This is a genomic window from Pseudomonas sp. G11 (assembly GCF_029457515.1).
GTDB lineage: Bacteria > Pseudomonadota > Gammaproteobacteria > Pseudomonadales > Pseudomonadaceae > Aquipseudomonas > Aquipseudomonas gorinensis.
Genome location: NZ_CP120377.1, coordinates 4096986 through 4120354, shown reverse-complemented (window position 1 = coordinate 4120354; position 23369 = coordinate 4096986). Strand labels below are relative to the sequence as shown.

Sequence of the window (23369 nt, the reverse complement as noted above, 5' to 3'; positions counted from 1 at the left end):
GTACTCGCTGCTTTTAGCCCTGAATGTGTAAAAACGCCTGCCACTCTCTCTCGCTGCCGACCTCAAACGGAGCAGAGTGTCAAGCTACCAAGATTGATCTCGGCGTAGCACCGCCAATACCGAGCGGATCCTGGTCCAGAATGTAGCTGATGTGTTTACGGTGATTTGCTTAACTGACGCAATCGGGAGCACGCCCCCTCCCACCGTTTACACGACCTCCAGATAAGAACTATGAATCGCCCGCGCCAACTCCCTCACCGTGTCAATAAACTCCGTCAACCGGCTATGCAAACCGTCCTCCAGAATCTCATCAATCCCCGTATACCTCAGCCGCGCCTCGAACTCTGCCGCCAACCGCTGCGCGGTACGCCCATAACTGCCGGGCAGGTCCGCGAGGATATGGCTCAATTCCTCAATACACGCATGCAGCGAACGCGGCACATCGCTGCGCAACAGCAGCAACTCTGACACCGAGCGCGCATTCAACGCATTCGGATACAGCTCGGTATACGCTTCGAACGACGACAACGCGCGGAGCAGGGCGCTCCACTGGTAATAACCGCGGGCCGACAAGTCGCTGACTTCTTCCGATTCCTCGCCAAACATCTCATAGCGCGCATCCAGCAGGCGCAAGGTGTTGTCCGCGCGTTCGACAAAGGTGCCCAGGCGAATAAACCGATAGGCGTCATTGCGCATGATGGTGCCGGATGTGGCCCCACGAAACAGGTGCGAACGTTGCTTGACCCAATCGCAGAAGTGGCTGATGCCATGCCGCGCCAGGCCGCCGGCGGCGATGCTGCGCATTTCCAGCCAGGTGGCGTTGAGGTTCTCCCACATGTCGGCGGTGATGCGCCCGCGTACCGCGTGGGCATTGCCACGGGCTGCGCGCAGGCAGTTGTAGATGCTGGCGGGGTTCTCTTCGTCGAGGGCGAAGAAGTGCAGCATGCGCTCGGCATCCAGGGTTTGGTGGCGCTCCAGGTAACTGTCCAGGGTGCCGCTGCTGAGCAACGACATCGCCAGTTCATCCAGGCCATCACTGCGCCCGGCCTGGGGCATCAGCGACAGCGAATAACTGACTTCAAGCATGCGCGCGAGGTTCTCGGCGCGCTCCAGGTAACGGGACATCCAATACAAATCCGCGGCGGTTCTACTCAGCATGGTCAGCCCTCCACCACCCAGGTGTCCTTGGTTCCGCCGCCTTGCGACGAGTTGACGATCAACGAGCCTTCACGCAGGGCCACCCGCGTCAGGCCACCCGGCACCAGGCGCGTTTCCTTGCCGGACAGCACAAAGGGCCGCAGGTCGATATGCCGTGGTGCGATGCCGTTTTCGACAAAAGTGGGGCACGTGGACAGGCTCAGGGTCGGTTGGGCGATATACGCGTGGGGACGGGCCTTGATGCGTTGGCGGAAGTCCTCGATCTCGGCCGCGGTGGACGCCGGGCCGACCAGCATGCCGTAGCCGCCCGAGCCCTGGGTTTCCTTGACCACCAGTTCGCCCAGGTGGGCCAGCACGTGGGACAGTTCATCCGGCTTGCGGCATTGGAAGGTCGGCACGTTTTGCAGGATGGGCTCTTCATCCAGGTAAAACTTGATCATGGCCGGCACATAGGGATAGATCGATTTATCGTCGGCCACGCCGGTGCCGATGGCGTTGGCCAGCACGACGTTGCCGGCGCAGTAGGCGGCGACCAGGCCGGGCACGCCGAGCATCGAGTCCGGGTTGAACGCCTGCGGATCGAGGAACGCATCGTCGATACGCCGGTAGATCACATCCACCGCCTTGGGCCCGTCGGTGGTGCGCATGAACACCTTGAGGTCGTGCACGAACAGGTCGGCGCCTTCCACCAGTTCCACGCCCATTTCCCGCGCCAGGAACGCATGTTCGAAGAACGCGCTGTTAAAGCGCCCAGGCGTCAGCACCACCACATTGGGGTTGTCCAGGCGGCTGGCGCTTTTCAGGGTCTTGAGCAGCAGGTTGGGGTAGTGGTCCACCGGTGCGATGCGCTGCTTGGCGAACACTTCGGGGAACAGGCGCATCATCATCTTGCGGTCTTCGAGCATGTAGCTCACGCCGCTGGGGGTGCGCAGGTTGTCTTCGAGCACGTAGTAAGTGCCGTCGCCGTCGCGCACCAGGTCCACACCGGAGATATGCGAGTAAATGTCGCGGTGCAGGTCCAGGCCGACCATGGCCTTTTGATAACCCTCGTTGCCCAGCACCTGGTCGGCCGGAATGATCCCGGCCTTGATGATGCGCTGGTCATGGTAGATGTCGGCAAGGAACATGTTCAGCGCCTTGACGCGCTGGATGCAGCCGCGTTCGATCACGCTCCATTCACTGGCGGGGATGCTGCGGGGGATGATGTCGAAGGGAATCAGGCGTTCGGTGTCTTGTTCGTCGCCATACAAGGTGAAGGTGATCCCCGCGCGATGGAACAGCAAATCGGCTTCGCGGCGACGCTGGGCCAGCAATTCCGGCGGCGTATTGGCCAGCCAGCGGGAGAAATCCTGATAGTGCGCACGGCACACGCCGTTTGCGTCATTCATTTCATCGAAGAAAGATCGAGCCATTCCAGTACCTTGTCAGTGCCGAGGACAACCTTGGGTGGCACTGCCGCTTAAAAAAACGCATTTTTTATGAGCCCGTGGCAGAGGGTGCCAACAGGCCTGGTCCTTACTTTCTTATGGGGTCGGCTCTGGGTCAGGGGGTAACGAATGTTCCTGTATCGGGGCAGATGAATGGATAAAGCAATGCTTGTGCCGGAACGCGCATACCGCGCTGATTTACCCTGGTGGCAAGCCCTGATGCCAGTCAGTCAAGGAGGCACACTGTAACGGTGGCGAGCGGGCTGGCCCCGCGTTGGGTTGCGCAGCAGCCCTAAAACCTGGCGATTTAATCGGCCTGGATAAATGCGGTGGCCTGATTGGGGCCGCTTCGCGGCCCAACGCGGGGCTAGCCCTAATGCCATTCAGTTAAGCGTACATCGCCTTCTGTAGGAGCGAGGGGGACGCCTAGTTCTTGCTCGCGAAAAACGTCAACGATAACGCGTGTTTCCTGAATGAACGCGGCGCCTGTGAGTTTTTCGCGAGCAAGCTCGCTCCTACAAAAAAGCCTTAACTGAACGGCATTAGGGCTAGCCCGCTCGCCACAAGGGCATGCGGCGCCCTGGATTGGTGCATGAACAAACTTGAACTTCACCCCCACTACCTTCTTCTAAGGGGCTCAGCCCCGGCATGGAGCACCGATGTGCCCAGAATCATTTCACCCGACACCCCCGAATCGAGCCTGATCGATCACAGCGAACACAACGCCAAGATCTTCGGCTCGCCCAAGGACCGCCTGGATTTCTACCGCCGCGAGATCCAGTACGAAACCAGCATCCTGGCCAACCGCACCGACGCCTACCTCACCGCGCAATCGTTCCTGGTCATTGCCTTCGTCTCCGGCATGGGCAACCTCAACCCGGAGTGGGGCAAGTTGTTCACCCTGGTGGTGCCGGTGTTCCTGGCTTTCCTCGGCATCCTCAGTTCCCTGAATGCCTGGCCGGGGATCCGTGCCGCGTACGAGATCATCGACCACTGGCACTACAAGCAGAGCGAATTGCTGCGCAGCGAACCGGTGATGGGCATGGCCTACGATGAATCGCCGCTGTTCTCGGAGATGGAGTCCTCCCACAAGGGCTATCGCAAGTCGCTGCTGTTCTCCATGCGCGCGCCATGGCTGTTCATGGTGTTCTGGGTGTTGCTCGGCGCCTACGCCTTTTATATCCAGATCGATAATCCCGTTTCTTAAGGCATTGGAACTTCGCCCGCCGTCGACCCCAAGGCCAAGGAAAACGACTACAGTCCAGACTTCAAGCCCGAGCGCGAGCCCAAGCCTGAAACTGATGCCGATATCGACACCCAAGGCGGTTAGAGGAGACGGTCATGTCCAAAGAACGCGAAGAAGCAGATGAAGAGGAAGAAGAACTCAATGACCCGGGCAATGAAGACCCAGGGTCGCTGATGGATGATGCCGAAGTGCCGCTGAGCGATGTCGATGAAGCGGAGAATAGGGGGGCAGTGAGCCCCAAGACTGATCCTGCGCCCTGACACGTCGTTCATACCACACCCGCCGACACCGTCAGGTTCACCGCCACTTCGCTGTCGGTGCCGACCAGCCCATGGTCAGGACGCCACTGGCCGCAGGTCATTCGCGACCCATTTGACCGATAAACGACATCGGCCCAATCCCATCCATTGAACGACTGTTCAGTTTCAACTATGTTGACCGTATCCACCCGTTTGCGGCTCCGCGGGTTTGCGCTGTTTCTTCTTGAACGAGAGGCTTTGGCATGCGGTTTTCCCCCTTCGTTGAGCGTATTGCAGGGCAAGGCGTCGCCGCCTGGGATATCCATCACGCCGCCTACCAGGCCGCCAGCCAGGGCGAAGACATCATCATCCTCAGCGTCGGCGACCCCGATTTCGCCACGCCGTCCTTCATCACCGACGCGGCTATCGACGCGTTGCGCCAAGGCGACACTCACTACACGGAAATTCCCGGTCGCCCGGCCCTGCGTGACGCAATCGCCGCACGCTACAGCAAGACCCTGGCGCGGCCCGTTAACGCCCACAACGTGATCAGCGTGGCCGGCGCGCAGAACGCCTTGTTCGTCACCTCGCTGTGCCTGTTGCAGGCGGGGGACGAAGTGCTGGTGCTCGACCCGATGTACGTCACCTACGAGGCCACGCTCAAGGCCAGCGGCGCGACATTGGTACGGGTGGCGTGTTCACCCGAGTCAGGCTTTCGCCTCGACGCACAACAGCTCGCCGCCGCAGTTACCCCACGCACCCGGGCGTTGTTTTTTTCCAACCCGAACAACCCCACCGGCGTGGTGCTCAACCCGCAGGAACTGCAAGCCATCGCCGACCTGGCCATAGCCCATGACCTGTGGGTGGTGGTCGACGAGGTCTACGAAAGCCTGGTGTTCGAAGGCCAATACCACAGCCTGGCCGCGCTGCCGGGCATGGCCGAGCGTTGCGTGGTGATTGGCAGCTTGTCCAAGTCCCACGCAATGACCGGCTGGCGTATCGGCTGGATCGTCGCCGACCCCACGCTGATCGCCCACGCGCAAACCCTGGTGCTGAGCATGCTCTATGGTCTGCCCGGCTTCGTGATGGAGGCGGCGACCGCAGCGGTGTTGGCCTTTGATGAAGTCACCGTGGGCATGCGCGACATCTATCGCCGGCGCCGTGACCTGGTGGTGGCGGGCCTCGGCGCGTGCCCGGGGATCGAGGTCCTGACGCCGCAGGCCGGGATGTTCGTACTGGTCGATGTGCGCGGCACGGGCCTCAGTTCGCTGGACTTTGCCTGGCGGCTGTTCCGCGAGGCGGGTGTATCGGTGCTCGACGCCGCAGCATTCGGCGAGCCCGCCCAAGGGTTTGTGCGCCTGTCTTTCACCTTAAGTGAAGAGCGCCTGGCCGAAGCCTGCCGGCGCATCGTGCAGTTTGTCGACAAGCTGGCCGGCGAACCGCGTGTCGCGGCGGCGCCCAGGGTCGAAGTGGTGCAGCCTGCGCAGGCGAAAAAGATGATCGAAGTGATTGACCTGCATAAGCGCTTCGGCAATATCGAAGTGCTCAAGGGTATTTCCCTTACCGCTCGCGAAGGCGAGGTGATCTCGCTGATCGGCGCCAGCGGCTCGGGCAAGAGCACCTTGCTGCGCTGTATCAATATGCTTGAAGTCCCGGACCAGGGCAGCATTCACGTGGACGGTGAAAGCATCAAGCTCAACTATGGCCGCCCCGGTGCGCCGCTGGTGGCCGACGCCCGGCAACTGGTGCGCATCCGCTCGACCCTGGGCATGGTCTTCCAGAACTTCAACCTGTGGCCGCACCGCACGGTGTTGGAGAACCTGATCGAAGCCCCGACCCAGGTACTGCGTGAAAGCCGTGCCGAGGCCATCGAACGCGCCGAAGCCTTGCTCGACCGCGTCGGCCTGGCCGCCAAGCGCAACGAGTACCCGGCGTTTCTCTCCGGTGGCCAGCAGCAACGGGTGGCGATTGCCCGCGCACTGGCCATGCGCCCCAAAGTGATGTTGTTCGACGAACCCACCTCGGCCCTCGACCCGGAGCTGGTGGGCGAAGTGCTGCGCGTTATCCGCTCCCTGGCCGAAGAAGGCCGCACCATGATCCTGGTCACCCATGAAATGGCCTTCGCCCGGGATGTGTCGTCCAAAGTGGCTTTTCTGCATCAAGGCTTGATCGAAGAAGCCGGTTCGCCGGATTCGGTGTTCATCGACCCACGCAGTGAACGTTGCCGACAGTTCGTCAACGCACACCAAACGCGCTAACTCCAAAAAGACGGGGCAAATCATGACTTTCAAACCCATGGCAAGGTGGTTGAGCAGTGCAGTGTTGATGGTGGCCGCAGGTTTTACCCTGGCGGCAGAGAAACCCATCGTGTTTGCGGTCGCAGCCGAACCTTACCCGCCGTTCACCGTAAAAGGCGGCAATGGCCAATGGTCTGGTTTTGAAGTGGACCTGATCCACAAGCTTTGCCAAGGCATGAAAGCCGAGTGCCAGATCCAGGAGGTGGCGTGGGATGGCATCATTCCTTCGCTGTTGGCGAAGAAAATCGACGTGATCTTCTCCTCGATGTCAGTCACCGAGGAGCGCGAAAAACGAATCGCCTTCAGCCGCGCCTACTACGATTCCCTGCTGGGCGTCGCCGGGCCCAAAGGCAGCGAAGTGGAGATCTCCCCGGCGGGCCTCAAGGGCAAGTTGATCGGTGTGCAGATCTCCACCGTCAGTGCCAACTACCTGAAGAAGTACTACGAAAATATCGCCGACCTGAAGTACTACGACACCCAGGAATCGGCGAATGCCGACCTGATTGCCGGGCGCATCGACTACATGATGGCCGACGACACGGCCATCGCGATGATGGTCAAGACCCCGGAAGCCAGTGGCCTGGCACATATCGCCAGCGTGCCGTACGACCCGATTATCGGGCGGGGTGTCGGCGCCGGGCTACGCAAGGAAGACACCGCGTTGAAAGCGCGCTTGGACAAGGCCATCGGCGAGCTGTTGGTCAGCCAGGACTATGACGACCTGTCCCAGCATTACTTTGGCCTGTCGGTGAGCCCGTGCAAGCGCGGCGATACCCCGGCGTTTGTCAGCAAGACCTGCGACAGCCCGTACCCATCCGTTGCCCAGAAGTCTGAATAATGTTCGACCTTCTCAGTTTCAGCGAACACGGGTGGGGCCAGGCGTTGCTCAAGGGGTTATGGATGACCCTGCAGATCTCCGCGGGAGCCTTTGCCGTGGGCGTGTTGATCGGCCTGCTGGTGGCCTGCGCCAAGCTCAGTGCACCCCGTCCGATTGCCCTGCTGATGCGCGGTTACACCACGGTGTTTCGCGCGGTGCCGGAACTGCTGCTGATCCTGCTGCTGTATTACGCGGGGTCCATGGGCCTGAATGCGCTGATGCTGTGGCTGGGCGGCGCGCAGGTCAATATCAGCGGGCCGTTGGTGGCGATCCTGGTGCTGGGGCTGGTGCAGGGCGCCTATGCCTCGGAGATTTTCCGCGCCGCGATCCTGGCGATTCCCCACGGCCAGATCGAAGCGGCACGGGCCTTTGGCTTGAGCGGCCTGGGCCTGTTTCGCCGGGTGACGTTACCGATCATGGCCCCGTATGCCTTGGCGGGCATGTCCAACCTCTGGATCAACCTGATCAAGGACAGCGCCTTGATCAGCGTGGTCGGTACCAATGAGTTGCTGTACACCGCCAAGCAGGCGGCGGGCTCGACCCGGCAATACCTGCTGTTCTACCTCACGGCCGCCGCCTTGTATTACCTGGTGACGCTGGCTTCCAACCACCTGTCGGGGCGCCTGGAGCGACGTATTCGTCGCTGGATGCCGAGTGTCGAGTGAGGGCCACATGCCTGAGTGGATAAGTTATTACGCGGGGCTGATCGCCAAGGGCTTGCAGACCAGTTTGTCATTGTTGCTGATCAGCGCGGTGCTGGGGTTTGCCCTGGCGGTGCTGGTGGCGTTGGCGCGGTTGTCGCGGCGCAAGTGGCTGGCACGCAGTGCATTGGCCTACACCAGTGTGTTGCGCGGTACGCCGCTGCTGATCCAGATCTACATCTTCTACTATGGGCTGGGCAGCCTGTTCGCCCAGTTTCCGGTGATCCGGGGCAGTGTCCTCTGGCCGTTTTTGCGCGACGGCTACTGGTACATCGTGTTCGCCCTGGTGCTCTCGGTGGGCGCCTATGTGGGGGAAGTGATTCGCGGCGGCTTGCTGGCCGTGCCCAAGGGGGAGATGGAAGCGGCCTCGGCGTTTGGCATGACCCCGCGCCAGGCGCTGTGGCGCGTACGTCTGCCCAGGGCGATGCGCCTGCTGTTGCCGACGTTGGCGGGGGAAACGGTGATGTTGCTCAAGTCCACCGCGCTGGCCTCGACCATTGCCGTGGTCGACCTGCTGGGCGCGGCCAACGTGGTGCGCGCGCAGACCTTGCAGATCTACCAGCCGTTGCTGCTGGTGGCCGGGGTCTACCTGTGCCTGACCTTTTTGATTGAAGCGCTGTACGCCATCGCCGAGCGACGCGGTACTCCGCTGCGCAGGGCTGCCGGATGAGCCAGGACCGCTCGCTGCAAGGGATTGCCCTGTGCGCCCTGGCCTACGCGTTCCTGGGGTTGCAGGACGCTGCGATCAAATGGCTGGTGGCCGATTATTCGGTATTCACTATCCTGTTCTGGCGCAGCCTGGTGGTGGTCGCCGCGTGTGTGATCGCCGGGCGCATGGGGCTGTTGCGCCGCGCCTGGCGCTCGCTCAGCCGTAGGCTGTTGATCGTTCGCGGGCTGTTGTCGCTGCTTGCCTGGTTGCTGTACTACACCGCCGCCAGGGACCTGACCCTGGCGGAAATGACCACCCTGTATTTCTCCGCGCCGATCATGGTGACCTTGCTCGCGGCGCTGATCCTCAAGGAGCGCGCCAGCCGGGGCCAGTGGGTTTCGTTGATCATCGGCTTTATCGGCGTGGTCATTGCCTGCCGCCCGAGCCACCGGGTCGAGCCGCTGCCGATCGCCCTGACCCTGGCGGCGGCCCTATGCTGGGCGTTCACCTATATCCAACTGCGCCAGGTCGACCTGACCACTTCGGTGCTGGAGCAGATGCTGATCACCAATGTCGTGTTCGTGATCTGTATGGCCGTGACGCTGCCCTGGCCCCATACGCCGTCATCGACGCCGGCCTGGCTGGGGATGTTGGCGGCAGGGTGCGTGGGCGGTATCGGCCAGTTCCTGCTGTTTGCCAGTTTCCGTCGCGCTACCGCGACCTTGCTTGCGCCGTTCGAGTACACCGGGCTGGTTTGGGCGTTCCTGCTGTCGAGCCTGATCTGGGGCGTGTCGATGGACGTCTCGCTGATCATCGGCGCGGTACTGATCGCCGTCAGCGGCACCCTGGCCATGCTCAGCGCACGGCGCCCGGTGTCACAGGGCGTGGTTGGCGCCGAATGCGCCGTGACGCAACCCTTGTACCCAGCAGCGGCAGATGTGCAGCCCGTTGGCGGGGCTGAAGGTGCCGGGGTTGAGGCAGCCCTCGAGCCAGAGTCCGTCAAGCATCGCCGATAGACCAATAGCGGCCAGGTGGGTGTCGTGAATCTGCAGGTTTTCGCTGCGCGCCAGATCATCCAGCAATCGCTGGATCAAGCCCAGGTAGGCGCGGTAGCTGTTTTCGTGGGACTGGTTTACGTGGGGTGAATGACGGATCAGGCTCCAGAACACCACCCACACCCCGAGCAGATCGGGGTCCATGACCCGTGGCGAAAACGATGCGCTGAGAAAGGCGTCCAGGCGTGCGGCGGCGCCTTCGACCGCTTCGACTTGCGCCCACAGGGCCGTGGTCAGCTCGTTGGCCAGCTTGTGGTAGGTCTCGGCGATCAGTGCATCGATGCTGCCGAAATGATGATTGAGCAAGCCCACGGAAACCCCGGCCTGCGCCGCGATACGCCGCACCGAAATCCCGGCATGGCCGTCGCGGGCGAGGCAGGTGAGGGTGGCGGCAACCAGCAGGTCGCGGCGTTCATCGGGGTCGGCACGGCGCAGTTTGGGAGGGACGACGGTCATGGAAAGGCCTTTGATCAAACACCGGAGTGTCAAGGTTAGTTGAACGGCCGTTCAATCTCTACCGGTTAAATGATAAGAGGTCCTGCTAAAACTGGCTGTTGTGGTGAGCAGGCTTGTTCTGGCCAGCAGGCTTGTTGTGGCGAGCGGGCTTGCCCTAATGCCGTTCAGTTAAGGCTTTTTTGTAGGAGCGAGCTTGCTCGCGAAGAACTCACAGGCGCCGCGTTGATTCAGGAAACACGCGTGATCGTTGACGTTTTTCGCGAGCAAGCTCGCTCCTACAGAAGGCGATGTACGCTTAACTGAACGGCATTAGGGCTTGCCCCGCGTTGGGCTGCGCAGCAGCCCCATTACAGGCGATGTGTTTTTAACTGATACACCGCGGTGCCTGGTTTTGGGGCTGCTTTGCAGCCCAACGCGGGGCAAGCCCGCTCGCCACAACAAGCCTGCTGGCCACAGGCAAGCCCACTGGCCACAAAAATACGGTCGTTTATTCGTGTTGGATAAGAGGAGGGCAAGGCATGGCAATCGATCTTTCGTGGCAGGTGCCCGGCGACGCTGGCAACCTGCTGTCTATCAACGCCTGGCGTTTCGAAGGCGACGGCAGCGGGCCCAGGGTCCACTTGCAAGCCGGCGTTCACGCCGATGAAATCGCCGGGATGCTGGTGCTGCACCACCTGCTGCCGCGCTTGCAACGCTGTCAGCAGCAAGGCCGCCTGAAGGGCTGCGTGACGCTGGTACCGCAGGCCAACCCGTTCGGCATCGGCCAGTTTCGCCAGGGCAAATTATTGGGGCGTTTTCACGAAGCCAGTGGGCAGAATTTCAACCGCGCATTTGACCACTCCCTGGCCATGGAGCGCCCGGCGAGCAACCTGGCGCAATGGCAAAAGAGCCTGGTGCAACTGGCCGCTGATGCCGACCTGGTGCTGGACCTGCACACCGATGACGAAGCACTGCCCTACCTCTACATCCACCGCAGCTTCTGGCCCGAGCAAGGCCTGGCACTGGCGGCCGCGTTGCAGGTGGACGTGGTGATCGTCTGGGAGGACGGCGGTGATGGCTCCTTTGAAGAAACCCTCATCAACCACGCCGCGCCGCAGTTGGCCGCGACCGTCGAGTTGCGTGGGCAAGCGGATGTCAGCGATGCCCTGGCACAACAGGATGCCGATGGGCTGTGGGCCTGGCTGTGCATCAATGGCGTGGTCGACGAGCTGGCGGCGATCAGCGAATGGCAGGGCGACGCAGTGGACATGGGCTGCATGGAAACCGTCCTCGCCCCTCGCGCCGGTGTGCTGGTGTTCGAAAAAAGCCTGGGTGATCCGGTCGAGGAGGGGGAGCGTTTTGCCAGGATCATCGGGCGCCCTGGTGACCCGGATACGGAGGTAACGCTGCATGCCGCACAAACCGGGCGAATGGTCACCCGCCATCGTGAACGCCTGGTGGCCCAGGGTGCGGTGGTGGCCAAATTCACCGGCACACGCTTATCCGACAGCTACAGCGGCGGCGTGCTGGACCCTTAGACAACGAATGCCCTCCAACGAGCGTATTGGCAGACGGGGCGGCAAACCGCCCCGTCAGCGGGCCATGCGGTTCAGAGTTCGATGCTGCTGATCACCTGGGTACTGTCATTCGGATCGATCACGCTATGGAATCCCAAGTCACGGGTCAGGTCACGCAGCCGGGAGTTGGTGGCCCCGTCGATCGTGTACATGCGTTTGAACCCGTTGGCGCGCGCCGCCTTTATCAGGTGCTGCATCAGGATGTACCCCAGGCCCTGTTGTTGCCAGTTATCGGCCACGGTCACCGCGCATTCGCATTCGTGCTCCTTGGCTTCGGCGTAGCGAGCCACGCCGATTTCGATCAGCTTGCCGTTGTCGTGCACCAGGGCGATAAAGGCCATACGGTGCTGATTATCGACATTCATCAACTGATCCATGAGGCGCTTGCCGGGCTCGTTGATTTCACCCAGGAAGCGCGCGTGCCGCGACTCGGGGGACAGGTTCTTGATGAAATCGTATTCGCGCTCTCGATCGGCGGCGGTCAACGGACGTATCAGCACGTGGCGGCCGTCTTTGAGTTCGTCGATCCAGTGTTCGTGGGGGGCTGCCTCCTTATAGGCGGCATCGGCTTGCCTGTTGTGTTCTGCGAGGGTGGGCATGGCATGACCTCCGAAGGTTGGACGGGATTGAAACAGCGTCTTTTCCATTGGTTTGTACGCCTTTACCGACCGTTAAAGCTGACCTGGATCAGATCAGCATCACTCCGGCCCATGCCGATGACAGCCGGCAATAAACATCTTGAGTTGCGGCATATCGAGAATGTCGACATTGCGAGCGCTGATATGCACCAGGCCCAGTTTGCGCAGTTGCGCGATACTGCGGCATACCGTCTCCAGGCGCAGGCCCAAGTAAGAGCCGATTTCTTCGCGTCTCATCCGTAATACAAAAGAGCGGGATGAATAACCGCGCGTACTCATGCGCGCCGATAGATTCAATACAAACGCGGCCAGTCGCTCATCGGCATTCATATTGCCCATTTGTAATAACATACTGTGATCACGCACTATTTCGCGGCTCATGATCTTATTCAAGTTATGTTGCAGCGATGGAATCTGGCTGGCCAGCCGTTCAAGTTGGTGGAAGTGAATCGGACACACTTCGCTGTCTTCCAGGGCCACGGCATGGCAGGCATGCTGCTCGGCGCTGATGGCGTCCAGGCCGAGCATTTCCCCGGCCATCTGGAAGCCGGTGACTTGTTCGCGACCGTCCAGGGAGACAATGCAGGTCTTGAAAAAGCCGGTTCGCACGGCGTAGAGCGAGCGCAGCGGGTCTGCGGTGCGATACAGCGAGGCGCCTTTTTTAACTTTGACCCGTTGGGGAATAAGTGTATCCAGGCGGCTCACTTCGCTATCGTTCAGACCGATGGGTAGACACAACTCTAGAACACTGCAATTGGCGCAAGCTGTCCTTAAATTTTGCGTTTGTACAACTATTGGTGTCGACTTCATTTTAAAATAAGCCTCTTGCACACTTGCCGGTTGCCTAGATAACACTAAACAACACGTGATGAAAAAAGCTAGGTGCGGACTTATATATTTAGACGGCTGGAGGGTTCCGAATGCCTGGCGTCAGACTGAGGTATCCAAATGAATTGTTTTGGCGCGAAGTACCCCCGCGACGAATAGTGCCGCGGGGCGAGCAAAGTGCGTGTGATCAATCAACGATTTCGGGCTTCACCATCCAGACGCTGCACGGCATCTTGTACAACAGCGATTCGGCTGTACTACCCAGTAAGCGCGACAGCCCGTGATGGCCGACCCGCCCCATGACAATCACATCGACATTGTAGGCATCGGCGTAGCTGGACAGCACTTTCGCCGGGTTGCCCAGGATCATATGGCGCTGTGCTGGCGGGATCCCGTTGCGCGCGGCCAGGTCATTGAAGGCCTGCCCCTGTTCGTCGAACAAGCGCTTGGCGGCGACCGACGAGAAGAAGCCGGCGCCGCTGCCAAACCCGTACTCCTGGGCGCCCAGGTCGGACAGGTCATGGGCGTACACCACTTCCACCTCGGCATCGCAGGCGGTGGCCAACTTGACCGCTTCATGCAGGATGCGGTCGTTAAGGTCGTCATAGTGCTCATTGCGATGGAACGGGTCCACGGCGGCCACGATCTTGCGCGGCAAGGCATGTTGCGCACCGCTGACAAAATGCAGTGGCACCGGGCATTCGCGAATCAGGTGCACATCCAGTGGCGTGAACATCAGCCGCGACAGCAGCGACTCATGCTCCAGCGCCTTGATCACCACGGCCATCGGCTCTTCCCGCAGGCGCACCAATATCTCCTGCAGCGGGCGTTCCACCCAGGCCACCTCGGTGGTGACCGTCAGCCCGAGATTGCGTAACGGCCGGGCCTGGTCCTCCAGCCATTGATGATGACGCTCGACATAGCCCAGGCGCATCTGTTCCAGCGCCTGTTCATTGACCAGGCCGGCGGTGGCCAGGCCTTCCAGGTAATCAAAGGCCAGGATATGCAGCGCGGCGCCTTCGGCCTTGGCCAGGGCAGCGGCCCTGTCGAAGGCCGGACTGTGCTCCATCAATGGTGAAACCAGCAACAAGTAACGGGCTTGAGTGGACATGGGCAATCTCCCTTGGGTAAGCGGCGGATAGCAGCGGGCAATGGTGCCTGCCTGACATCATCGCGCCGGGCGCCGGTGGCGGTTTGACTTGCATCAAGTCGCCTTGAGCGGGAGCCAGGTCAACGATGCGCGGTCAGGGGCTATGATCAATCCGGGGATTGTTGATCATGATCAACTTGTGCCGTGCGTTCGCGGCGCAGTCTGGTCGCCAATCAGGCTTTTCCGGCCCAGGAGGTCACAGCATGGCAACCATGAGAGCAGCTGTCTTCGTTGAAAAAAACCGTATCGTCCTGGACGACAAACCCATTCCCGAAGTCGGTCCGTTGGACGCCTTGGTGCGCATTACCACCACCACCATCTGCGGCACCGACGTGCATATCCTGCGCGGCGAGTACCCGGTCGCCAAAGGCCTGACCGTGGGCCATGAACCGGTGGGCGTGATTGAGCGGCTGGGGTCCCAGGTTCGCGGGTTTGTCGAAGGCCAGCGGGTGATCGCCGGCGCCATCACCCCCAGCGGGCAAAGCTACGCCTGCCTGTGCGGGTGTGGCTCCCAGGACGGCCCCGATACACGGCATGGCTTTCGCGCGGCGGGGGGCTGGAAATTCGGCAATACCCTCGACGGCTGCCAGGCCGAATACGTGCTGGTCCCCGATGCGCTGGCCAACCTGTGCCCGATCCCCGACGGTTTAAGTGACGAACAGGTGCTGATGTGCCCGGACATCATGTCCACCGGGTTTTCCGGGGCCGAGCGCGGCGAGGTGAACATCGGCGATACGGTGGTGGTATTCGCCCTGGGGCCGATCGGCTTGTGCGCGGTGGCGGGGGCACGCCTTAAAGGCGCCTCGATGATTATCGGGGTCGACGGGGTCAGTGAACGCATGAACGTCGCCCGCAGCCTCGGCGCTACCCATATCGTCGATTTCAAGAAAGGCAATGTGGTCGAGCAAATCATGGCGCTCACGGACGGCCGTGGGGTCGACGTGGCGATCGAAGCCCTGGGCACCCAGGGCACGTTCGAGTCGGCCTTGCGCGTGCTGCGCCCCGGTGGGCGCCTGTCCAGCCTGGGGGTGTATTCCAGTGACCTGCACATTCCCTATGACGCCTTCAGTGCGGGGCTGGGGGATTACAGCATCGTGTCGACCCTGTGCCCCGGCGGCAAGGAGCGCATGCGCCGCTTGATGGCCGTGGTTGCCAGCGGCGGGGTGGACCTGTCGCCCCTGGTGACCCACCGCTTCAAGCTCGACGATATCGAGGCGGCCTATGAGCTGTTTGCCCATCAACGCGATGGCGTCATGAAGGTCGCGATTACTCCCTGAAGGCGCCTGGGGGCGCCAGCCGAGGCCAAGGATGCTGATCACCATCACACAACAACAGGCGCCGCTGCGCTGGACAGTACATATGGACGCCTGGTTCGTGCATTTCACCAGCCTGGCCGCAGCCGAAGACTTCGTGCACCGCCTGCGGGCACGGCTGGACGCACCTCATCCCTGGCCAAGCGTCGCCGCGCCAAGGGGCACCACAGGTTCTGCACCGGCTTTGATTCGCACCGGCGGGTATGGATGACGCACACCCTCGACCTGGCCGGTGCCGCTGCGGCGCTGGGTATCGGCATGCTGATCGGGCTTGAGCGCGAACGTCGCAAGGGGCAGGGCGAACTGCGCGCTTTTGCCGGTTTGCGCACTTATTCCATCACCGCGTTATTAGGCTATGTGACGCAGCAAGTCGGTGGCGGCCTGTTGTTGGGGCTGATCGCCGGCTGCCTGGCGGTGATCGCCAGCACGGCGTACTGGAAGAGCCAGGATAAAGACCCGGGCATCACCAGCGAAGTCACCTTGCTCATGGTGCTGGTATTGGGCGCAGGGTGTGGGGACGCCCCCGAACGGGCTATCGCCATCGGCGTCGTCGTCGCCGGTTTGCTGGCCTACCGCGACAAACTGCATAACTTTGCCCGCATCCAATTGACCGACATCGAAATGCGTGACGGGCTGTTGCTGCTGATCGTGGCGCTGGTGGTGTTGCCGCTGGCGCCGGATCGCTTTATTGGCCCCTATGGTGCGCTTAACCCGCGCACTATCTGTACCTTGACGGTGTTGTTGATGGCGGTAGGGGCGGTGGGCCATGTGGCGGTGCGCGCGCTTGGGCCGCGGTATGGCTACGTCGTGGGCGCCATTGCTTCGGGGTTCGCTTCCAGCACGGTGACCGTGGCCGCCATGGGCCAGATCGTCGGCAAGGAGCCGCAGCACCTGCGCACCCTCGCGGCAGCGGCGATTTTTTCGAATATTGCCACCGTGACCCAAATGGCGCTGATCCTCGGCGCCGTGGAGCCGAGGCTGCTTTCGCAGATGGCCTGGCCGCTGCTCGCCGGGTTTGCCACCACCGCGTTGTATGGGGCAGCCCTGATGCTGCGCGCGCCGACGACAGCGGCCAGCCAAATCATCAAGGTCGGCGGTGCATTCGACCTCAAGCTGGCGCTGATCATGGTCTTGACCCTGACCGGCATTACCTTCCTGTCGTCAGTGATGCTCCATTACTTCGGCCAGGTGGGGGTGATGTTGACCGCGACCTTGAGTGGTTTCGCCGACGCTCACGCGTCCATCGCCTCGATTGCCGCCCTGGCCACCAGCGGCCAGTTGTCCCTGGAGGCTGCGTCCATTCCGATATTGCTGGTGGTCAGTTGCAACGCGCTGAGCAAGTGCCTGGTGGCCTGGGTCAGCGGCGGCCGCACATTCGCCGCCTACGTGATCGCCGGGCAAGTGCTGCTGACCGGCGCAATGTGGCTGGGCACACTGCTCAGGTAACGTGCGCGCGCACCGGGATCTCCAGGGTCGCTCGCAGGCCACCGGTTTCCCGGTTTTCAAGGCGCACCCGCCCCCCCAGGCGCTGGGCGATGGTTTGTACGATCGTCAGGCCCAGGCCCGCCCCCTTGGCATTGCCGCGGCTGTAAAACCGCTCGAAGAGCCGGTCGCGCTGGGCCTCATCGATGCCGGGGCCCTGGTCGTCGATGGTCAGGGCGAAATACTCGGCGTTTTTGCACAAACCCACGGTGATCACCCCATGTTCCGGGGAGAAATTCGCCGCGTTGGTCACCAGGTTGGTCAAGGCGATATCGACCGCGCCGGCGTCGGTCGTCACCTGGTACGGCGCATCGTCGACCTCGAACACCAGTTCCAAGTCCTTGTTCAGCAACCAGGGGGTCAACTGGATCAGGGTTTCACGCACCGTTGTCGCCAGGTCGATCGCCTGTACCGCTGGCTGCCCGGCGCTCGGTTCCAGGCGTGCCATGGTCAGCAACTGGTTGACCAGGCGGCTGGTGCGGTCGACACCGGCGATCAGGAAGGCCAGGGACTCGCGCCGCTCGGTTTCGGTGCCGGCTTCCAGCAGGTTTTGCGCATGCACCCGCAATACCGCCAGGGGCGTGCGCATTTCGTGGGCGGCGTCGGCAATAAAGCGGCGCTCGCGGCCCAGCATGTCCTGGATTTGCGCGAGCATACGGTTCAACGCCGCCTGCATCGGTTCCAGCTCCATGGGCAAGGGCGTCAGTTGCATCGGTTCCAGGGAACCGGAATGCCGTGCACGCAAGGTGGCCGCCATGTCGGCCAAGGGCTTGAGCCCCCAGCCAATCGCCAGCCAGACCATGGCGGCAAGGATCAGGCTGCCCAGCACATTCGGCCACAAGGTATGCCGCACGATGCGCTGGACCAGGTCGGAGCGCACATCGTCGCGCTCGCCCACCCAAATGCGCAGGCCATTGTCCTTGTCTTTGAGCACGAAGCCGCGCCATTGCCGGCCATTGAGGTCGTCGATATTGCTGTAGCCCGGTTGTTCCGGGGGCGTGGCGAATGACGGTGAACTGGCGGTAAACACCAGCAGTTCGCCCTGGGGGTTCCACACCTGGAAGGCAATCTTGCTTTCGTAAGGGTGCCCATCCACCTTGGGCATGGCTTCGCCCAAGGCTTTGTTGAAGGCGCGATACAGCTCCGTCTGGTCTTTGCTCGCCAGCGGCATGCTCATGACGCCCTGGAGCAGGCGTGCGTTCTGCGCCAGTTGCGCATCGTAGACTTCGGCGATTTCGTGATTGCTGTCGTGCAGGTTCAGCACGCTGATCACCAGCAATCCGGCGAGCATCAGGCCGATGATCAGGGTCAGGGTGCGCCGCCGAATCGAGGTCATCCGCGCTCCTCCACCAGGTAGCCGACGCCGCGAACGGTGCGGATCAGTTCGCTGGAGAACTTCTTGCGCAGGTGATGGATATGCACCTCCAGGGTGTTGCTTTCGGCTTCTTCGTTCCAGCCGTAGAGCAGTTGCATCAGCTGGTCACGGGTCATCACGCGGCCTGGCGGCGACAGTAGTTCGTGCAGCAGTTGATATTCCTTGGGCGTGAGCAGCACCGGTTCACCGTGGTAGCTGACCTGTTGTGTGCTCGGGTCCAGGCAAATGCCCGCGTGTTCGATCATCACCCGCGCACGTCCGGCGCTGCGCCGTAGCAGGGCACGCAGGCGCGCCTTGAGTTCGGCCAGGTCGAAGGGCTTGACCAGGTAATCGTCGGCCCCGGCATCCAACCCGGCGATGCGGTCTTCGGTGGCGTCCCGCGCCGTGAGGATCAGCACCGGCAGGTTCGAGCCGCTGTCACGCAGGCGTCGCAGCACCTCCAAGCCATCCATGCGCGGCAGGCCGAGATCGAGCACCACCACGTCAAAGGTTTCGCTGAGCAAGGCATGCAAGGCACTGCTGCCGTCTTGCAGCCAATCGACGGTGTAGCCCTCACGCACCAGCGCCTGGTGAATACCTTCACCCAATGCCACGTCATCCTCGATCAGTAATAGGCGCACGCAGACTCCTGTCAGTTGAGTTTTTTGTTGATGTCGGCCAGCACGCTTTCGATCTCTTTGCGCCGCCCGGCATCGGCGGTTTCCCGACCCGGCCGGGGGGCGGCCAGCAGGGCTTTTTGCAGGGCATCACGGGCTTCGCCATAGCGTTTTTGCCGGTACAGGTGGTCACCCCAGAAGTACAGACTATCAATGCCCGCCGGGTTCAGTTGCAAGGCCTGTTTGAGCAACTGTTCGGCCTTGTCGGCATCGCCGAAGCCAATGGGCCAACCGGGGACGCGATCATACAGGGCCGCCAGGCTGGTATAGGCCGAGCCTTGCAGGGCCTTGGGGTCCAGGGCCAGCGCTTTTTCCAGGTCGACCTTGGCCGCCTTGACCTTGCTCAACGCGCCCAGCCCGCCCTGGGCACCGGCCCAACTGCTGGTGACAATCCCCGACCAGATCCACGCCTCGGCGGCCTGGGGGCGGGCCTGGGTGAAGGCCGTTGCCTGGGTGGCCAATTGTTCGAACGCCTGGGTTCGCTGCTCTTCAGGCAGGTTGTATTGGATATGGGCCCAGCGCGTCTGGATGTCGTTCAGGCGTTGCTGGTCAGCGGCCTCCAGCGCCCAGGTCAAGGGGCTCAGGGCGGTGAGCAGCAGCGCAACGAAAAGTCGTTTCATGGTTTCAGGTCCTCATTCTCGGGTTTGTCGCTCAAGCGGCGTACCAACGGCAGTTGTTTGCGCAAGCCTCGGTCGACCAGGTTGGGCAGCAGGCTGTTAAGGCGCACAAAGAAACGCTCCGGCCAGCCCAGGTACAGATCGCGACGCTCGTTGGCAATCGCCTGGATCACGGCTGAAGCCACGGTGTGCGGGTCGTCGACGTTGGACTTGAGCGCATCGTTCAAGGCTTGCGCGGCGGGGCTGTTCATCTTGGTATGGGTGGCGCGCGGGGCGACGTACAGCACCCCGACGCGGGTATCGGCCAGTTCCCGGCGCAGCGCTTCAGAAAAGCCGCGCAAGGCGAACTTGGTGGCGCAGTAGGTGGCATAGCCGGGGTAGCCGATGGAGCCGTAGGTAGAGCCGACGTTCACCACCATGGCGCTTGGCGCCTGCTTGAGCATGGGTAACAGCAGCTTGGTCAGGCAGATGGGCGCCGTGATGTTCAGCGCCAGCATCCCATTGATTTCGTTGTCGTCCAGTTGCTCCAGCATCGCGAAGTGATTGATCCCGGCGGCGTTGATCAACAGGTTCACGCCGCCGATGGCTTCGGCGGCGGCCAGCACTTTGCGTCGGTCGGCGAGAAAGGTCAGGTCGGCGCTTACCCAGCACAATTGCTGCGGATAGCGTTCAAGCAAACCTTCCAACGGCCCACGATGACGGGCCACGGCCAGCACCCGCGCGCCACTGGCGCAGAGGGCGGACACAATCGCCAGGCCAATCCCACCGCTGGCGCCGGTCAGCACCACGCGGGCGTCAGACAGGCGCATGGGAAGCCTCCCCAAGGCGCGGCAGGCTGCGGAACATATCGGTGTAGAGCGCGTACACCACCTTGGATGCGCGGATCACGGCAGCCTGGTCTTCAGGATCATCCAGGCTGTTCATCAAGCGGCGGTAGGTTTCCATGTGGCCGATGTCCAGGGAACCGTGGGAACTCAGGTAGCTGAACGCGGTGGCCGGCAGTTGCAAGCGATCGCGGATGCTATCGGCGGCATGGGTGGCCAGGGCGATACTGGTGCCTTCCAGCACATTGACCATGCCGAACAGGCCAACCGGGTTGTCACGGGCGATCAGGTCATAGAGGTAGCTGACCATCAATTCGATGGGCAACCCAGGGCGCCCATCGCGTACCGCCGCCTTGTCGCCGCCACAGGCGGCGATGTCATCCAGCACCCATTGCTCATGACCATATTCATCTTCGATGTAGTCGCAAACGGCCTTGCGCAGCCATTCCAGGCGCGAGGGCAAGCGCGCGCCGCAAGCCATCATCAACGGCACGGTATGCCGTACGTGGTAGTAGGCCTGGGCCAGGAATGCGCGATAGCTTTCCAGGCTGACCTTGCCTTCCATGGCATCGCGGATGATCGGCAGGTTGAACAGTGCGTTGCGTTCCTGTTGGGTGGCTTCTTGCAGCGAGTCGAAAAAATTCACGATGAGGTTTCCTCGTTGAGTGCAGGGGCAAGCTGGGTTTGATAACGGGCGACGATGGCGTCGCGCCGTGGCCGGCCATTGGCGGTGAGCAAGCCATTGGCGGCGGTGAAGGGTTCTGCCAGGCGCGTCCAGCGATGCACCTGGGCGTAGTCCGGCAGGATGCTATTGGCCTCGGCCACGGCGGCGGCCAGTTGGGCGTCGCTGCAGTCGGCGCGATGGGGCCACAGCAGGGCATGGTTCTGCGGCAGTGCTTCGCCGTACACGAACGCCTGGGCGATGACCCCGCCCTGGGTCAGCTCGGCCTCGACCCAGTCCGGGTTGACGTTGCGCCCGTAACTGGTGACGAACTGATGTTTCTTGCGGCCCTTGAGGTAGAGAAAACCGTCTTCGTCGAAGGCGCCCAGGTCGCCGCTGGGCCACCATTGTTCGGGCTGGCCGGGCTGGCCCAGGTAGCCGAGCAGGGTCGATCCCTTGATCAGCACTTCACCGTCTTCGGCCAGGCGGATTTCCACGTGGGGCAGGGGCCGGCCGACACTCCCCGGCCGGTTGGCCTCAGGGCGGTTCAGGCACACCACCGAAGCGCATTCCGAGAGCCCGTAGCCTTCGTACACCGGCATGCCCAAGTGGTGCGCCCGTTGCAACAAGGCCTTGGACACACGCGCACCGCCGACCGCGGCGAAGCGCAGCCCCAGGGGGCTGAATGCCTTTTGCTCGGCGGCGATGACCAACATCAACAGTAACTGCGGCACCAGGATCAGGCTGTGGGGCTGGCGTGCCGCGAGGCAACCGAGCAATTGCGCTGCGTCCACCGCGCTGGCGCCCTGGATACCCAGGCTCTTCTGGCTGGGCAGGCTCAAGGTGGCGCCGGCATACAACGCGGCGTAGCAACCGAGGTTCTCCAGCAAAATCGCAATGGGCAACAAGGCCAGGTGATGGCGTGGGTCGGTGACGTGGCTGGCCTGGTACAACTCACGGGCCACCCGCAACAGGCTGTCGGCGCTCAGGCACACGCCCTTGGGCGCCCCGGTGGTGCCGGAGGTGAAGGTCAGCTTGGCGGTAGCCGATGGCATCGAAGGGCGGCCTTCAAACGTACGGCACCAGAATTCGCCGGATTGACGGTAGCCACTGGCGAGCAGTTCAGCCTCCAGGTGGGGCTCGGCGAGCACCCGCTCAGCGTGGCTTTGTTGCAGGCAGTGGGCGCGCTGTGCTGGGCTGAAGAACGGCGGCAGGGTCAGGCAGGTCAGCCCCTCGAACAGCACCGCAAGGTCCCACAGCATGGCCTCGACGCCATTGTCCAAGGCCAGGGCGACCACTTTCACACCTTCGTCGCGCAGGCGTTCGCGGCGGTACTCGACTTCGGCGAACAGTGAGGTGTAATCCATCGTCAAGGTGTCGCCCCACAAGGCGATAGCACCGTCATTGCGCTCGGCGTAACCGCGAAGCACGGCGTGGAAGCGGCGGGTTTCAGGCGACATGGCTGGCGTCCTCAATCGTGGTAGGCAACCCCAGGCGTGAGAACAGGCCCATGTTGCGCAAATGGATAAAGCCGGCGCGGATATTGCCGACATGCACCCAAGGTTGGCTTTCGTAGTAACTGCCCCAGTGATGGCGGTCATCGCCCAGGCGCTGCGGGTCGGCGGCGCACAGGGTGACCGGCTTCAAGCCGAGGCGGTGGAAGCTGTTGACCAGGCCGATATTGCCGGTGAACGCCACCCACTCCAGGCCGCCCATGGCCAGCAGCCAGGTGATGGCGATGATGCTCAGGCGGGCACTGCCGGTATCGCTGGCGGCCAGGTTGCCGACTTCGGCAATGGCCCCGCGCTCCACCGGTTGGTCGGCGGCGGCACTGATCAGTGGCTCGATCGGATGGTCCAGGTAACGTTCCAGGAACAACGGTTCTGCGTTCGCCAGGCGCACCCCGGCGACGGCACACAGTTCACCGTTGGCCTGGCTCACGCCAAACAACTGCGGCATGAAGTGGCGGATATCGGCGCCGTGGGCAATGCGAAAACGCTGTTGGATAAACGCCTCGAATTCCGCGCGCTGAGGGTCTTGGGGCAGGGCACGGGCGAGGCATAGCGGCGTACTGTCGGCCTGGCCAAACAGCAGCGGCAAGCGATCGCTCCAATCGATGTCGGGCATTGGCGATACGTCTCCCAAGTGAAGTTGGGTGGAGTAT

23 protein-coding genes and 1 pseudogene are annotated in these 23369 nt (G+C 62.3%); 11 read left to right on the top strand and 13 right to left on the bottom strand.

Features of this window, described 5'->3' with window-relative positions:
- Positions 1 to 207: 207 nt before the first annotated feature.
- On the bottom strand, positions 208 to 1158 hold the full coding sequence (locus P2T68_RS19065; protein ID WP_065941447.1) for an alpha-E domain-containing protein: 951 nt from the start codon (positions 1156 to 1158) through the stop codon (positions 208 to 210).
- A 2-nt stretch (positions 1159 to 1160) separates the two neighbouring features.
- The gene (locus P2T68_RS19060; protein ID WP_024075570.1) at positions 1161 to 2570 is read right to left on the bottom strand and encodes a circularly permuted type 2 ATP-grasp protein; all 1410 of its coding nucleotides are present in this window, start codon (positions 2568 to 2570) and stop codon (positions 1161 to 1163) included.
- Between the two features lie 676 nt (positions 2571 to 3246).
- Between P2T68_RS19060 and P2T68_RS19055 the strand changes: the two genes are divergently transcribed.
- The 7 genes from P2T68_RS19055 (at position 3247) to P2T68_RS19025 (ending at position 9610) form a co-directional block, all read left to right on the top strand.
- Positions 3247 to 3792 (top strand): hypothetical protein, encoded by a 546-nt coding sequence (locus P2T68_RS19055; protein WP_024075569.1) that lies wholly within the window; start codon positions 3247 to 3249, stop codon positions 3790 to 3792.
- Positions 3793 to 3926: 134 nt separating this feature from the next.
- On the top strand, positions 3927 to 4091 hold the full coding sequence (locus P2T68_RS19050) for a hypothetical protein (RefSeq protein ID WP_193689294.1): 165 nt from the start codon (positions 3927 to 3929) through the stop codon (positions 4089 to 4091).
- A 242-nt stretch (positions 4092 to 4333) separates the two neighbouring features.
- Positions 4334 to 6328, top strand: coding sequence for an aminotransferase class I/II-fold pyridoxal phosphate-dependent enzyme (locus P2T68_RS19045; RefSeq protein ID WP_277378020.1), 1995 nt, complete (start codon positions 4334 to 4336; stop codon positions 6326 to 6328).
- Between the two features lie 22 nt (positions 6329 to 6350).
- A complete protein-coding gene (locus P2T68_RS19040; RefSeq protein WP_277378019.1) occupies positions 6351 to 7205 on the top strand; it encodes a transporter substrate-binding domain-containing protein in 855 nt (284 codons plus the stop codon).
- A complete protein-coding gene (locus P2T68_RS19035; protein ID WP_024075564.1) occupies positions 7205 to 7909 on the top strand; it encodes an ABC transporter permease subunit in 705 nt (234 codons plus the stop codon). Before P2T68_RS19040 ends, P2T68_RS19035 begins: the two co-directional genes overlap by 1 nt.
- Positions 7910 to 7916: 7 nt before the next feature.
- Entirely contained in the window at positions 7917 to 8615 is a 699-nt protein-coding gene (locus P2T68_RS19030) for an ABC transporter permease subunit (protein ID WP_024075563.1), read from the top strand.
- Positions 8612 to 9610 carry a DMT family transporter gene (locus tag P2T68_RS19025; protein ID WP_277378018.1) on the top strand — a complete coding sequence of 333 codons (999 nt, stop codon included), beginning with the start codon at positions 8612 to 8614 and terminating at the stop codon, positions 9608 to 9610. The genes P2T68_RS19030 and P2T68_RS19025 overlap by 4 nt, the downstream gene beginning before the upstream one ends.
- Here P2T68_RS19025 and P2T68_RS19020 read toward each other — a convergent pair.
- A pseudogene (locus P2T68_RS19020) lies at positions 9566 to 10105 on the bottom strand (TetR family transcriptional regulator C-terminal domain-containing protein); the annotation flags it as partial. The gene P2T68_RS19025 and the pseudogene P2T68_RS19020 sit on opposite strands and share 45 nt — an antisense overlap.
- A gap of 518 nt (positions 10106 to 10623) precedes the next feature.
- Between P2T68_RS19020 and P2T68_RS19015 the strand changes: the two are divergent.
- Complete coding sequence (locus P2T68_RS19015) at positions 10624 to 11622, top strand: succinylglutamate desuccinylase/aspartoacylase family protein (RefSeq protein ID WP_168232706.1); 999 nt, start codon at positions 10624 to 10626, stop codon at positions 11620 to 11622.
- Positions 11623 to 11693: 71 nt separating this feature from the next.
- Here the strand turns inward: P2T68_RS19015 and P2T68_RS19010 are convergent, their stop codons facing one another.
- From P2T68_RS19010 to P2T68_RS19000, 3 genes are all read right to left on the bottom strand, one after another.
- Complete coding sequence (locus P2T68_RS19010) at positions 11694 to 12260, bottom strand: GNAT family N-acetyltransferase (protein ID WP_168232705.1); 567 nt, start codon at positions 12258 to 12260, stop codon at positions 11694 to 11696.
- Positions 12261 to 12359: 99 nt separating this feature from the next.
- Entirely contained in the window at positions 12360 to 13109 is a 750-nt protein-coding gene (gene fnr, locus P2T68_RS19005) for a fumarate/nitrate reduction transcriptional regulator Fnr (RefSeq protein ID WP_277378017.1), read from the bottom strand.
- Positions 13110 to 13314: 205 nt separating this feature from the next.
- On the bottom strand, positions 13315 to 14238 hold the full coding sequence (locus tag P2T68_RS19000) for a universal stress protein (protein WP_069076119.1): 924 nt from the start codon (positions 14236 to 14238) through the stop codon (positions 13315 to 13317).
- Between the two features lie 242 nt (positions 14239 to 14480).
- Between P2T68_RS19000 and P2T68_RS18995 the strand changes: the two genes are divergently transcribed.
- From P2T68_RS18995 to P2T68_RS18985, 3 genes are read left to right on the top strand one after another with little or no spacing between them, the layout of a single operon-like run.
- Positions 14481 to 15554 (top strand): NAD(P)-dependent alcohol dehydrogenase, encoded by a 1074-nt coding sequence (locus P2T68_RS18995; RefSeq protein WP_277378016.1) that lies wholly within the window; start codon positions 14481 to 14483, stop codon positions 15552 to 15554.
- Between the two features lie 31 nt (positions 15555 to 15585).
- Entirely contained in the window at positions 15586 to 15801 is a 216-nt protein-coding gene (locus P2T68_RS18990; RefSeq protein ID WP_069076120.1) for a hypothetical protein, read from the top strand.
- Entirely contained in the window at positions 15798 to 17036 is a 1239-nt protein-coding gene (locus P2T68_RS18985; RefSeq protein ID WP_168232704.1) for an MgtC/SapB family protein, read from the top strand. Before P2T68_RS18990 ends, P2T68_RS18985 begins: the two co-directional genes overlap by 4 nt.
- On the opposite strand, the gene P2T68_RS18980 is transcribed toward P2T68_RS18985, so the two are convergent.
- The 7 genes from P2T68_RS18980 to P2T68_RS18950 are packed head-to-tail and all read right to left on the bottom strand — an operon-like array spanning position 17029 to position 23332.
- The gene (locus tag P2T68_RS18980; protein ID WP_277378015.1) at positions 17029 to 18408 is read right to left on the bottom strand and encodes an ATP-binding protein; all 1380 of its coding nucleotides are present in this window, start codon (positions 18406 to 18408) and stop codon (positions 17029 to 17031) included. The genes P2T68_RS18985 and P2T68_RS18980 overlap by 8 nt on opposite strands.
- Entirely contained in the window at positions 18405 to 19067 is a 663-nt protein-coding gene (locus P2T68_RS18975) for a response regulator (RefSeq protein ID WP_024075552.1), read from the bottom strand. Before P2T68_RS18975 ends, P2T68_RS18980 begins: the two co-directional genes overlap by 4 nt.
- Positions 19068 to 19078: 11 nt before the next feature.
- Complete coding sequence (locus P2T68_RS18970; protein WP_069076122.1) at positions 19079 to 19723, bottom strand: tetratricopeptide repeat protein; 645 nt, start codon at positions 19721 to 19723, stop codon at positions 19079 to 19081.
- A complete protein-coding gene (locus tag P2T68_RS18965; protein ID WP_069076123.1) occupies positions 19720 to 20529 on the bottom strand; it encodes an SDR family oxidoreductase in 810 nt (269 codons plus the stop codon). The genes P2T68_RS18970 and P2T68_RS18965 overlap by 4 nt, the downstream gene beginning before the upstream one ends.
- On the bottom strand, positions 20516 to 21190 hold the full coding sequence (locus tag P2T68_RS18960) for an iron-containing redox enzyme family protein (RefSeq protein WP_024075549.1): 675 nt from the start codon (positions 21188 to 21190) through the stop codon (positions 20516 to 20518). The genes P2T68_RS18965 and P2T68_RS18960 overlap by 14 nt, the downstream gene beginning before the upstream one ends.
- Entirely contained in the window at positions 21187 to 22665 is a 1479-nt protein-coding gene (locus tag P2T68_RS18955; protein ID WP_277378014.1) for an AMP-binding protein, read from the bottom strand. The genes P2T68_RS18960 and P2T68_RS18955 overlap by 4 nt, the downstream gene beginning before the upstream one ends.
- On the bottom strand, positions 22655 to 23332 hold the full coding sequence (locus P2T68_RS18950) for a thermostable hemolysin (RefSeq protein ID WP_024075547.1): 678 nt from the start codon (positions 23330 to 23332) through the stop codon (positions 22655 to 22657). Before P2T68_RS18950 ends, P2T68_RS18955 begins: the two co-directional genes overlap by 11 nt.
- Positions 23333 to 23369: the final 37 nt, after the last annotated feature.